10 protein-coding genes are annotated in these 12,367 nt (G+C 58.6%); 1 reads left to right on the top strand and 9 read right to left on the bottom strand.

Annotation, left to right across the window (positions count from 1 at the left end):
• Positions 1-24 precede the first annotated feature (24 nt).
• Positions 25-3,345 (top strand): ATP-binding protein, encoded by a 3,321-nt coding sequence (locus ACR0J2_RS12365; RefSeq protein ID WP_480812738.1) that lies wholly within the window; start codon positions 25-27, stop codon positions 3,343-3,345.
• 50 nt (positions 3,346-3,395) lie between these two features.
• Here the strand turns inward: ACR0J2_RS12365 and ACR0J2_RS12370 are convergent, their stop codons facing one another.
• The 9 genes from ACR0J2_RS12370 to hisD form a co-directional block, all read right to left on the bottom strand.
• Positions 3,396-4,091: an RraA family protein gene (locus ACR0J2_RS12370; protein ID WP_480812739.1), complete on the bottom strand. Its 696-nt coding sequence runs from the start codon at positions 4,089-4,091 to the stop codon at positions 3,396-3,398.
• Positions 4,088-4,783 carry an alpha/beta fold hydrolase gene (locus tag ACR0J2_RS12375; protein ID WP_480812740.1) on the bottom strand — a complete coding sequence of 232 codons (696 nt, stop codon included), beginning with the start codon at positions 4,781-4,783 and terminating at the stop codon, positions 4,088-4,090. Before ACR0J2_RS12375 ends, ACR0J2_RS12370 begins: the two co-directional genes overlap by 4 nt.
• Positions 4,780-5,904 carry a cobalamin-independent methionine synthase II family protein gene (locus ACR0J2_RS12380; RefSeq protein ID WP_480812741.1) on the bottom strand — a complete coding sequence of 375 codons (1,125 nt, stop codon included), beginning with the start codon at positions 5,902-5,904 and terminating at the stop codon, positions 4,780-4,782. Before ACR0J2_RS12380 ends, ACR0J2_RS12375 begins: the two co-directional genes overlap by 4 nt.
• Positions 5,905-6,006: 102 nt before the next feature.
• Positions 6,007-6,969 (bottom strand): cupin domain-containing protein, encoded by a 963-nt coding sequence (locus ACR0J2_RS12385; protein ID WP_170682675.1) that lies wholly within the window; start codon positions 6,967-6,969, stop codon positions 6,007-6,009.
• Positions 6,970-7,120: 151 nt separating this feature from the next.
• Complete coding sequence (locus tag ACR0J2_RS12390; RefSeq protein WP_170817124.1) at positions 7,121-8,095, bottom strand: ester cyclase; 975 nt, start codon at positions 8,093-8,095, stop codon at positions 7,121-7,123.
• Positions 8,092-9,111 carry a LacI family DNA-binding transcriptional regulator gene (locus tag ACR0J2_RS12395; RefSeq protein WP_170817123.1) on the bottom strand — a complete coding sequence of 340 codons (1,020 nt, stop codon included), beginning with the start codon at positions 9,109-9,111 and terminating at the stop codon, positions 8,092-8,094. The genes ACR0J2_RS12390 and ACR0J2_RS12395 overlap by 4 nt, the downstream gene beginning before the upstream one ends.
• Positions 9,111-9,878, bottom strand: coding sequence for an SDR family NAD(P)-dependent oxidoreductase (locus ACR0J2_RS12400; protein WP_480812742.1), 768 nt, complete (start codon positions 9,876-9,878; stop codon positions 9,111-9,113). The genes ACR0J2_RS12395 and ACR0J2_RS12400 overlap by 1 nt, the downstream gene beginning before the upstream one ends.
• A 1-nt stretch (position 9,879) precedes the next feature.
• The gene (locus ACR0J2_RS12405; RefSeq protein WP_480812743.1) at positions 9,880-10,929 is read right to left on the bottom strand and encodes an ester cyclase; all 1,050 of its coding nucleotides are present in this window, start codon (positions 10,927-10,929) and stop codon (positions 9,880-9,882) included.
• Between the two features lie 98 nt (positions 10,930-11,027).
• Positions 11,028-12,365 (bottom strand): histidinol dehydrogenase, encoded by a 1,338-nt coding sequence (gene hisD / locus ACR0J2_RS12410; protein WP_480812744.1) that lies wholly within the window; start codon positions 12,363-12,365, stop codon positions 11,028-11,030.
• Between the last annotated feature and the right edge of the window lie 2 nt (positions 12,366-12,367).

Consider the following 12,367-nt stretch of genomic DNA (forward strand, 5'->3'; position numbering starts at 1 on the left):
CACGACGGCATGTGAAACCACCGAATGTCCGATATTGCGCTTTGGCTTGAGAAACACGGTTTGACCAAGTACGCCAAGGCCTTTGCCGAGCATGAAATCGAGCTAAGCGATCTATCCGAATTAACGGACCAGGATCTTGTCACGATCGGACTTCCCCTTGGTCCGAGACGGCGTTTCCTGAAAGCGGTTCGTGTCGATGCAGAGGCCGGGCAAAGCCAGCCCAAGGGTCCTGACGGCCCGACAATCGTGGCCGAGCGCCGGCAACTTACCGTAATGTTCATCGATCTGGTCGGGTCAACTGAAATTGCCCAGCGCGTCGATCCTGAAGATCTGGCGGAGGTACTTCGGCTTTTCAAGGAAACATGCGCCGCGTCCATTGCAGCCTTTGATGGCCATATTGCAAGTTATTATGGCGATGGAATCATGGTCTTTTTCGGGTTTCCTCACGCCCATGAAGATGATGCAGAGCGTGCCGTTCGTGCGGGGCTTCGCATTATCCAGGAAGTACCGGCTATTCGCACTCACGCGAAACTGAATGTCAGAATTGGGATAGCGACCGGATTGGTCGTCGTTGGTGATTTGCGCGGCGAAAAAATGTTTGAGGATGGAACCGCCATGGGCGAGACGCCCAATCTGGCCGCCCGTCTGCAGACTATGGCGGACCCGGGAACGCTGATCGTTGCTCCTAGCACGCAACAGCTAGCCGGCGACGCTTTCAACTACGTTCTGCGCGGCGCATTCAAACTCAAGGGTTTCGCCAGGGAGGTTGAAGCCTGGCAGGTTACCGGAACGCGGGAAACCGTCAGCCGCTTTTTGGCCTTGGATGACGAGTTGCTCAAGCCTTTGGTCGGCCGCACCGCAGAGTTTGAGACCCTGAACGAAAAGTGGCAGTTGGCCAGGAACGGTCAGGGACAGGTTGTGCTGGTGTCAGGCGAGCCTGGAATTGGCAAGTCGCGATTGGTTGAGGAATTACGACAGAGTATCGCGGGGGTGCCGCACACTCAAACTCGATACCAGTGTTCGCCTTACCATTACGCAAGTGCATTTTATCCCCTCATTCGCCAACTCAAAATTGCGGCGGGACTCCGTTCCGACGATTCAAGCGACGTAAAACTCAAAAAAATCTCTGCCGTTCTTGGCGATCAGTCTGACCATGCCTTGAAGTTGGCAGCGTCGCTTCTGTCCGTTCCATTTGAAGATCAATTGGGCCCGTTGAATCTGACTCCGCAGCATCTCATGGAGCAGACGCTGGAAATGCTGCTGAGCAATCTGACGGCAGTGGCCGGGGAAAAACCGCTGCTGTTCCTGTTCGAGGATGCGCATTGGATTGATCCGACGACCAAGCTGTTGCTGGATCGGATCGTGGACCGGATTCATGACCTTCCGGTGCTGGTTGTCATGACATTCAGACCCGAGTTCGACCCGGGCTGGGCGCTGCAATCAAATCTTTCGAAAGTGGTTTTGAAGCAGTTGGATTTCCATCAGGTCAAGAACATTGTGGATGAAGTCGCCAAAGGCCAGCCGATCTCGGACGAGATGTATGAGGTGGTTGCGGCCAGATCCGACGGTGTGCCTCTATACGTGGAAGAAGTAACCAAAGACCTTCTGGAATCCGGCGGTTTGCCCGAAGGAACAGACACGTATTCAATGGGTCTGGTTTCTCCGGCGAACTCGGTTCCCAGTGCCTTGCACGATGCGTTGATGGCGCGCCTTGACCGGTTGAGTTCGGCCAAGGAAGTGGCCCAGATCGGAGCTGTCATCGGACCTCAGTTTTCGTATCCGTTGATCGCCAAGGTGGCCCGCATTGAAGATACAGCGTTGCGCGCGGGATTGGAGCTTCTGCTGGATGCAGGGATCGTTACGGTTTCTGATGCCGATGATCATGAAACCTTCAGCTACCGTCACGCGCTTATTCGCGACACCGCCTACAACAGTCTTCTGAAAAGCGAACGCCGTGTTTTGCACGCTCGTGTTGCCCGAAGACTGGAAGACAAGGAGGTTCATTCGGGTGATGCCAGCCCGGAAATTCTGGCACACCACTACACGATGGCGGGCATGAACAAGGAAGCAATCGACTACCGGCATCTTGCGGGCCAGCGCGCGGTTCAACGATCCGCCAACATCGAGGCAGGTACACAATTGTCCCTGGCGATTGAGCAGTTGGCGGAACTGAGCCAAAGCACCGATCGGGACCGAAAAGAAATCGAGATACAGGTTCTCAGGGCAGGTGTTTTGCGATCAACGGCTGGTATTGCCGCTGATGAAACCGGTTCTGTCTACTCAAGAATACGCGACCTTTGTGAACGCGTTGAAGAGACAGAACACTTGTTCCCGGTTTTGAACGGTTTGTATTCCTTTCATTTGGTGCGTGCCGAGTATGATTTGGCCAGAAATGTTGCCGGGCAATTGCTGGATCTGGCGCATTCGACTGGCCAGACGCAACATCAAATGGTGGCGCACCGGGCGATGGGCGCGGTGCTGTTCCATATCGGGGAACTGGACCCGGCCTACACGCATCTGAGCAAGGCGCTGGAACTCTACAGCCGGGAACGCGATGGGCATCTGGCATTCATTTACGGATCGGACCACGCCGCGATTACCTCATGTTTCCTGAGCCTTGCGATCTGGATGCGTGGTGCGCCGGACAAGGCGCTTGAAGTCCAGAAAAAAGCGGTCGCTGCCGCAAAGGACCTTCAGCACGCCCACAGCATCGCGCAGTCGCTGACCTACCTGTGCATGCTTCATCTTCTGCGCCGCGAACCGGAACAGGTTATCGAGGTTACTGATCAACTTGAGCAGCTTTCCTCCAAGCACTCCTTCACATTCATGACTTTGACGGCATCCCTCTGGCGAAGCTGGGTGGATGCCCATGTTTCACCCCAGCCGGAAACGATCCGCGCATTACGCAAGGCATCAGAAGCATGGTGGGCCAGCGGCGCGGGAAACTACAAGCCGTTCTTTCTTACCTTGATTGCGGAGCTCACGCTGAAATCCGGCGACCGGGAAGGTGCGCTGGATTGCCTCGCCGAAGCACGCAAACACCACGGACTGACCAATGAGGGATGGGCCCAAGCTGAGACGGAACGGGTCTATGCCCTCGCATCTTCAGAGAATGGGGTCGCTGAAAACGAGTTTCGTGTGGCTTTGGAGGTCGCGCGACAACAGAATGCAAAGATGTTCGAACTTCGAACGGCATTGGACTATGTCAAGCACTGCCAAAAATACGGTCGAGTTGCCATTCCCACTTCCGATCTTCGTGCCGTTTTGCAAACGGTCACGGGCGGAGAGCATACAATTGACGTGAGCGATGCGTTGAAATGGCTTGATGAAACAACCGTCGGCTAACGCACATCTGCTCAAGGTGACACGGACGGGTAACTCGCCCCATGCGCCTCCTAGGTTCGAGAGGCTTCAAACGCCGCCCACGCCTTTTCAAAGGCGTCGAAATCGAACCCTGATTGACGCGCGGGCTCCAGGATCAGCTTTTCGGTTTCAAGCAACTTGATGATCGCCTGTTCAAGCACGTCCACCACCTCGGGCGGAACAACCAATGCGCCATGCCGGTCTGCATGCACAAGGTCCCCGTCCCTGATTGAAAGTCCGAAGATCGACACCTCCGTTCCAACCTCTTTCACGTGCACGAAACCGTGGCTTGGCCCGACCGAACCCGCCACAACCGGAAACCCGTCGGGCAAATCGCCGAGGTCGCGCATAACCCCGTTGGTTAATGCGCCACTGATGCCAAAACCCTTGTGGATCGTGGTGTTGATCTCACCCCAATAGGCGCCGATGCAATGCGGGTAATCCGTATCCTCGACCACGGTCACGACCGGACCGGTCCCTGAAGCCATGTGCCGGTAGTAGTCCATCCGGCGCTTTCGGATCACCTCCGGAGCCTCGGTCGGCGGGTTCACGGCGGCAATCTTCGCGGTGCGTGCATATCCCACCATCGCGCCCGCACCGGGATCAGAGCACAACATCGTGCCCCGGGTGAAATCATTGAACCCACGTTTGCCCTGCGCCACTTCGATGGCGTTGCAAACCGTGGGGGTATCGACCTTTTTCAGCAGGTCCGGCAGGGACTTCTTCATATCGCCTCCAGCCAGCGGGTCAGAGCCGCCGTGGTTTGTTGCGGTTGTTCCAAAGTCGGCAGGTGACCAGCCCGTTCGATAACCTCGAGCCGGCTCTGCGGCATCAGCGCGTGCATCATTTCGTGCCGCGATACTGGACATAAGGCATCGTCGCGCCCACACAGAACAAGGGCTTCACCGTTGAAGTTTTGCAGCGTTTCGCTTTGGTCTGGCCGATCTCGCAACGCTTTGGATTGATTGACAAAGACATCGGGACCAAGACCCTCTGCCATATCCATGCAAAGGTTCAGAATTGCAGCTTTGTCCGGGCCATCGGTCAGATAATTGGGTTTCATCTCGTCCGCCATCACGATGCGCAGGTCTCCTCGTTCGACAGCGGCTATCTGCGGACCGCGCCTGGCTTTAACCTCATCCGTTTCGGCCAAATGGTTGGTGTCCATCAGCGCCAGGCCCACCACTCGGTCCGGTGCCTGCCGCAGGATTTCCATAGCCACGATACCGCCCATTGAGAGCCCCGCCACAGCAAACCGTTGCGGCGAGCAGGCCAGCACGTCTTTGGCAAGAGCTGCCATCGTGTCACGGCCCCCGATTGGCGCAGTCAGAATTGGAACCCTGCCCGACAAAGCCGCGATTTGGGCGCTGAAAAGTCGCGCGTCACACATCATTCCGGGCAACAGAACAAGCGGTGTCATTTGACCAATGCGGCCCCTTCGGCAAGCGCGCCCAGCTTGGCATAGGCGATGTCCGGGTCGACCGCACCGAAGCCGGCAAAAGTGCCAAAGCCGCAATCCGATCCCGCAATCACCCGGTCGCCCCCTACGATATCCGCAAAGCGTTCAACCCGCTGCGCGATCAGTTCGGGATGTTCGACAAAGTTCGTCGTGGTGTCGACGACGCCCGGCACCAGAATCTTGTCGGCTGGAATTTCGGCTTTGCGGTCACGAAACACGGTCCATTCGTGGGCATGGCGCGGGTTCGAGGTTTCGAACAGCACATAGCGCGACTTTGTCGACATCAGTGTCGAAAACACCTTGTCCATGCCGATATCGCAGCAATGCGGACCTTCGTAATTGCCCCAGCAAATGTGAACACGCACCTTGTCGGCCGGCACATCTTGCAACGCGTGGTTCAGCGCCTCGACATGCATGTTGGCGATTTTCAGGAACTCATCGTCGGACAGACCGGTGAACAGCATATGCCGCGACAGCGCAAGATCGGGGCAATCCAGTTGCAGATCAAGACCGGCACCAACTATGGTTTCGTATTCCGCCTTCATCGCGTCGGCCAGCGCTGCCAGATAGGCCTCGCGCGTTGGATAAAAGTCGTTTTGCAGGAACAGGGATATCACCCCGGGGCTGGCCGCGTTCATGAAGCCGCGCGCCACCCCGTGTTCGGCCATCGCCGCCTTGAGATTGGCAATATCCTTCTGCAACTCATCCTGGCCTTTTGAACGCACCTCGCCCACACACATGGGCCGGGCATATTGCGGGGTTCCGCCGTCATTCGCCAGCCGCTGCAGAAAGCCCGGAAACATCTTGAGGTCCGCTGGCGCGTTGCGCGGGCTGTCACCGGCAAAGCCGGTGTAGCGGTCCTTGACATAGGTGGCGTACGAGATTTTCGAGGTTTCACCGTCCGATACGATATCAATCCCGGCCGCCGCCTGTTTGCGCACGGTATCGGACACGGCTGCGGTCATGCAGGTGTCAAATTCGGTCTGATCGAACGGCTCCTCCCGCTCGCGTGCGAAGATGAAGTCCACGACCTCCTGACTACGCGGCAGGCTTCCCACGTGGGTGGTCAATATGCGGGTCATTTGTTCATCTCCCTTCGAAACTCCGTCCCGCGCCGGGACGGATGCCCGACGCAGGTTCTATTTGGCGCGCCCCAACCGGAAGGGGAACGCGCGCTGGCACCATTAAGCACCCGTCCAGGTCGCCCCGGCCGGATCATCGGTTGCAGTGATCCGGTACAGGCCCGCTTCGCCGGTCATCGAAGGCTCGGCGCTGTAGCTTTCGCCAGGCAAGGCCAAGGCAGTGTCGCCGTTCGACAGGGTGGTCTCAACATCGTTGATCCGGATGCGCCAGTGACCGCTTGCGGGCATCAATACGACCGGTTTTTCAGCCACGACCGCCTCGGTCACGGCCGAGCCGCGTGTCAGAAAATCAACCTCGAACCCGGGCTTGTCCTTGATCAGACCCTTTTCGCCGATCACAACCGCCGGCTTGTGCGCCGCCAGTGCCATCAGGTCCCAGTAGCGGGCGACATACTTGCCGATCACCGCGTCGACGGGAACCTCGGGGTACGCTTTCAGTTCTTCTTCGGTCAGCAGCGGCATAGGCTGGACGTTGTGCGGCAGGTCCTCGCCCTTCTTGCGGTCGTACAGAACACCGTTATTGCCCAGCATCAAACCGTGTGCCTGCGCGTCCTCGATCACCTGCGGTGCCCAGGTCACGCCGCCACCGGCATCGTCGCCACCCAGCATCGACATGATCATCCCATAGTCCTGGCCCACATTCTCGAAGCCGCGGAAGATGCCCGTCGGGATGTTGAAGATGTCACCTTCCTCGGCGATGAATTCGCCTGCAGTGCCATAACGGCCCCAGAAGAACCGCCACCGGCCTTTGGCAACAAAGAAAACCTCGGCGGTGGTGTGACTGTGCAACGAGTTGCGGCATTTCGGGGGCTGCCCAGCCGCGCCGATGTTGAACCCGATCTTGTCGGTTATGTGGACGTGCTGGTCCGGGCTTTCGCTGACCCCGCCGCCGATGATGGTAAAGTTCTCTTTCTGGTCCGAGCCCGGCGTATGGGCGTCGATGAACGCGGTTTTACAGGGTTTCAGCTCGCCATAGCGGACAATGCGGCTTTCGATGGTACTCATATCTTTGTTCCTTTTGCGGTGGGTTTGATCGGATCAAACCGTTCCACCCGGCGGGCGATTGTTCAGCCGCCGGGCGCGCAGGCTGGCGCGGTGGGCGTGGTAACGCCGCATCGCCTGCCCGGCATCCAGATTTGAGATACGGCACGGCATGCTAGAGATCGCCGGTTTTCAAAAGGATCTGTTTCCAGATCGATGTTTCGTCAAAAAGGGTGTATTCCCTGCGCAGACCCCAGGGGCCGAACTCGGCCTGGCTGATACCCAGAACAAAGACCTCGGCCCCGGTTGGAACGCCAAAGACACCCCAGCCGTCGTGCTTACCGTGCAGCGTCCAGCGGATCGCGGCGCGCGGCGGCATCATCGGATCGTCGCGGCCAATCTGATGGTGAATCTTGAATTCTGCATTCGGGAACGAGGCGCGCAGGCCCATCCAGAACCGGTCCACCGGACCCCAGCTATGTCCTGTGGTGCCGCCGGGATATTCCGACAGGACGGCGCGGTCATACTCTGCTTCGATCACACCCATGTCGGCATTCATGATACGGTTCAGGATATCAGCATATTTCTGACCCCACTCGTTGTCATTTCCACGCCCTTTGTAAGGGCCGGGCTTGTCGTTTGAGGGCGTGTAGGGTTGCACGCAGGCGTCTGGCCCACCTTCACGGGCGATCAGGTCTCGGGCGTATTCCTTGGGATCCCAGCCCATCTGCTGGACAATCGCGCTCTGGTCGCGGATCAGCCATTCGTCGTTGATCTGGTTGTTGATGGCGTGGCAATCGGCAAGAATTCGGTAAACCAGCTTTTTCCCGGTCGCTTTACCGTAAACGCCATCGCCCAGATGGGTCGCCGTTGACAGCAACCGGTGCGAGGACAGCATCCCTTCTTCCGGGGTTCCGGACCAGATCACATCCTCGCCCAGAAGCGTACGGTCGGGAAACTCGGCAAGGGTGGCCATCGTGGCCGCGATAACACCCTGATTGCCAACCACGACCGATCCCGGCGAGCGTACCACGATGTCCGGCGCGTAATAGTGATGCAGCGTGGCTATGCCGCGATCCTCCCAAATCTCCTTGGTGATGCCAATGATGTAATCGGGAAAGTCTTTGAATTTGGGATCAAACCCCTTCATGTCTTCCATCCTTCAGGTATGCGGGCCGAGCCGCGAACAATAAGAGGTCCGTCAATCTCGACCCGGCGCGGACTGACATCAGGATCTTCGATTTTGCTGAGCAGAATATCGACGGTCTCAGCGACCATGCGGTTGGCGGGTTGGCGAATGGTGGTCAGGTTGTACGCCGGCCATGACGCCACGGCGACATCGTCATATCCGATGACCGAAACGTCGCCCGGAACATTCAAACCCAACTCGAACCGCAGCGTGTCCATCACGGAAATGGCCATGTGATCGTTGGCGACAAACACCGCATCAGGCGCATCGGAGTTGAACATCTTAAGCGTCGCTTGCCGGGCTTCTTCGGCCACAAAATTCCCGACTTCGCGGGCGTGCAGCGTGACCCCAGCCTCCTTCAAGGCCGCCACGAACCCTGCTTCGCGATCCCTCTGGGTCGAAGCACCTTCCCATCCGGCGATGTAACCAATCTTTTGGTGCCCGCCGGCCAACAGGAACTCGGCGGCCTTTCGTCCTCCGGCCACGTTGTCGGACGTAACTGACGACATGGCAGTATCGTCTTGCGCCCGATTGAAAAGCACCATCGGTACGCCTGCGGTTCGGCAGCGGTCGGACAGATCCGACGACAGTGCAACCGAGGCCGCGATGATCCCGTCGACCTGAAAGTCGAGTATTTCCTCGACCACGTTGTCGATATTTCCAGCCTGATGCGAGGCCATGAAAATCAGCACGTGGTACCCACGCTCCTGCAGCGTGTTTGTCAGTTTTTCAAGCGCTTCGGGGTAGAACTGATTGTTCAGATAGGCGACAACAAGCCCGATGATCCGGCTTTTCCCAGACACCACGGCGCGGGCCAGAACGTTCGGGCGATACCCCAGTTCCTTGGCGGCCTTGCGCACCTTTTCCACGGTTTTCTTTGATGCCGATGCACCAGGGGTGAAAACCCGGCTGACCGCAGACTGGCTGACCCCTGCGAGGCGGGCGACTTCCAGTGATGTAACCTTGTGTGTCGCCATCAGTCCGCCGTCCAACCCCCGTCAACCATCAGCGCCGTGCCGGTCACCAAGGCCGATGCCTCCGACGCCAGGTAGACCACCGCCCCCATAATGTCCTCAATCTCACCCGGGCGGCCCAGCTTGATCTTGTCCAGAATCCAGGTTCGTTTGTCCGGATCGTCGAACGTGGACCTGGTCAGGTCGGTCAGTATGAATGTGGGGCAGATGGTGTTAACGCGGATTTTTGCGGCCCCGAACTCCAGTGCCATCGCCTTGGAAAACCCCTCGACCGCGAATTTCGACGCGCAGTACACGGCGCGTTCGCGGCCCCCGACATGACCCATCTGGCTTGAGATGTTGATCAGCGAACCGGGGCGGCCGGCTTCTAACAACCCTTTGGCAACGGCTTGGGTCAGGAAATAGGCCCCTTTGACATTAACGCCCATGACGGCGTCAAAATCATCCGGTTGCGTGTCCACAGCCTTGCTGTGGCGGGCAAGGCCCGCCGAGTTCAGCAAAATGTCGAAAGGTCCGTTTTGCGCCACGGCCGCGGCTGTGGCTGCAACGTCCGAGACGTCCAGCTCAAGTGTCTTGGCTGACCATCCGCGCGCTGACATCTCATTCGCGATGTCTTGCAACGCGCCAACGCGGCGCGCTGCCAATGTGACCTCAGCACCATGTTCCGCAAGGGCTACAGCGCAGGCCATGCCGATGCCAGATGAGGCGCCGGCGACCAGAGCGCGCTTGCCGCTCAGACTGAAACTTGGGGTGCTGGGGAATTGGGACATATCAGACCTCGCCGACCGGGAACGGAATTGTGCCCGGAACACGTGCCTTGTTGAACTCGCGCAGGCGCGCAAAGACATCTACGCCCAGTTGGCGGTAGGCGTCCAGCAGATCGACCATCACCCAGTTTTCGCGGATCAGGCCATCCTCGAGCCGCCAGAAATCAAGGCTGCGCATGGTGATCCGCTTGCCGGACGGCGCAATGCCCATCCAGCCATCATGCGTGACGGTCTGGATCATGTCCGGCCAACCGGTCACGGCGGCATAGTCGCCGTCGCCAAAGAAATGGTAGGTGATTTCATCGACGTATTTGCCGCGGTCGGGCATACCGTTCAGAAAGGGGATCTGGTGCCAGTTGCGGAAACCCGCGATGCCGCGCCCGGTTCCAATCCCGGCGGGGCCGTACCAGTTCATGCGCGGATGCCAGAACTTCTCCATCTCCATCACTTCGGGTCCACCCTGGCTGGGGTGTTTTTTCAGATGGTCCAACATGTCGACGATATGGGCGCATGAGGTGTTTGACTTCGCTTCATCCCACGGACCTGGCACCATCCCGTCCAGCGTCACTGGGCCGGGAATACAGAACTCCAGCCCCAGTGACGGAACCATCGGCCAGGCCTTGGCCTGCATCATCACTTCGGGGATGTCCCAGAGCGTCTGGATTTCCACAACCTTGTCGCCTTCGAAGCGGTAGAATTCGTGGAACCGCATATGGGTCAGATGCCCCGTCGGCGGGATGTCCAGCCAGGGGGCGACGAAGGTACCAACGTAGTGGCCGCCACAGCCGACCCAATCATTGCCCTGTTCGGTCCGGCCACCCATGACGATCCAGTCACGACGCTCCAGATCGGGCATGGATCTCAGCAGCGGCGCGTAGCAAGTGTCATAGAGTTCCTGCGGTCCGGTTAGGTCACCAAACGGGTGCGGCATGTGAACGATGGCATCCGGCGCGATCACCGCACCCAATGCCGCGCGAACGCCGGTTTCATCGAAGTTGTACATGGCCTCGCGCAGAGGCGCGATCAGGGCCTTGTGGGTAGAGTGTTTGTCCATTGCGAAATCTCGCATTGCTATTACTGCTTACTTCAGAAATTCCGTGGCGCCCGGGCCAACCCCGGGCGCTGGTTTCACAGCGATTTCCGCCGCGCCTGTCAGGAGGCCTCGGCCGTCTCGCGATACACAGCACCCTCGCCATATGGCACGTTGATGCCGCCATAACGGCGGACGCGGATGTTGCACTGTTCGGCGTGGCCCACAAAACCTTCCAGCATGCAAAGCCGTGAACCATATTCGCCGACCATTGTTGCGGCCTCGTCCGTCAGAACCTTCTGATAGCTGTGGGTTTTCAGGAACTTGCCCACCCAGAGGCCGCCAGTGTAACGCCCGGCTTTCTTGGTCGGCAGCGTGTGGTTGGTGCCGATTACCTTGTCGCCATTGGCAACGTTGGTGCGTGGCCCGAGGAAAAGCGCGCCGTAGCAGGTCATGTTTTCCAGGAACCAGTCATCGCGGTCGGTCATGACCTGAACATGCTCGGACGCGATGTCATCAGCCACTTGCAGCATCTCGTCATAGGTATCGCAGACGATAACCTCGCCATATTCCTCCCAACTGACCTTGGCGGTACCGGCGGTGGGCAGGATGCCGAGGATACGGTCGATCTCGCTCAGCGTGTCTTCGGCCAGCTTGCGCGAGTTGGTGACCAGAACGCAGGGGCTGTTATAGCCATGCTCGGCCTGTCCCAGCAGATCGGTGGCGCAAAGCTCGGCATCGGCTGCGGTTTCATCGGCGATGACCATCGTCTCGGTCGGACCCGCGAAAAGATCGATACCGACGCGGCCAAACAGCTGGCGCTTGGCTTCGGCAACAAAGGCATTGCCGGGTCCAACCAGCATGTGAACCGGATCGATGGTTTCCGTACCGATCGCCATGGCGCCAATCGCCTGAATGCCGCCCATGACATAAATCTCATGCGCACCGCCCAGATGCATCGCCGCGATTACGGCCGCGTTCGGCTTACCCTGAAATGGCGGCGTGCAGGCGATGATCCGGGGAACACCCGCAACCTTTGCCGTTGCTACCGACATATGCGCCGAAGCGACCATCGGGAACTTGCCACCGGGCACGTAGCAGCCCACGGACTGCACCGGGATATTCTTGTGCCCCAGGATCACGCCGGGGAGGGTTTCAATCTCGATGTCCAGCATCGAGTCGCGCTGCGCCTGTGCGAAATTCATCACCTGCTTCTGGGCGAACTTGATATCGGCCAGTTCACGCTCGGACAAAGACGCAATCAGATCGTCGATCTGTTGCTGGCTCAGGCGAAAGCTTTCGGGCGAGTAGCTGTCGAATTTCTCCGACAACTCGCGAACCGCGGTATCGCCTCGGGTTTCGATATCCTTCAGCGTTGCCTCGACAACGGCGCGGGTTTTGGCATCGTCGTCGGCCCGGTCAGCCTCGGGTTTGCCGCGTTTCAGGTGTTCAATTGCCATTG

The organism is Ruegeria sp. CG4, from assembly GCF_056537185.1.

Bases quoted from the DNA above. Each gene is read 5' to 3' on its own strand.
- ACR0J2_RS12365 (WP_480812738.1), top strand. From the start codon at position 25: ATGTCCGATATTGCGCTTTGGCTTGAGAAACACGGTTTGACCAAGTAC.
- ACR0J2_RS12370 (WP_480812739.1), bottom strand. From the start codon at position 4,091: ATGAAGAAGTCCCTGCCGGACCTGCTGAAAAAGGTCGATACCCCCACG.
- ACR0J2_RS12375 (WP_480812740.1), bottom strand. From the start codon at position 4,783: ATGACACCGCTTGTTCTGTTGCCCGGAATGATGTGTGACGCGCGACTT.
- ACR0J2_RS12380 (WP_480812741.1), bottom strand. From the start codon at position 5,904: ATGACCCGCATATTGACCACCCACGTGGGAAGCCTGCCGCGTAGTCAG.
- ACR0J2_RS12385 (WP_170682675.1), bottom strand. From the start codon at position 6,969: ATGAGTACCATCGAAAGCCGCATTGTCCGCTATGGCGAGCTGAAACCC.
- ACR0J2_RS12390 (WP_170817124.1), bottom strand. From the start codon at position 8,095: ATGAAGGGGTTTGATCCCAAATTCAAAGACTTTCCCGATTACATCATT.
- ACR0J2_RS12395 (WP_170817123.1), bottom strand. From the start codon at position 9,111: ATGGCGACACACAAGGTTACATCACTGGAAGTCGCCCGCCTCGCAGGG.
- ACR0J2_RS12400 (WP_480812742.1), bottom strand. From the start codon at position 9,878: ATGTCCCAATTCCCCAGCACCCCAAGTTTCAGTCTGAGCGGCAAGCGC.
- ACR0J2_RS12405 (WP_480812743.1), bottom strand. From the start codon at position 10,929: ATGGACAAACACTCTACCCACAAGGCCCTGATCGCGCCTCTGCGCGAG.
- hisD (WP_480812744.1), bottom strand. From the start codon at position 12,365: ATGGCAATTGAACACCTGAAACGCGGCAAACCCGAGGCTGACCGGGCC.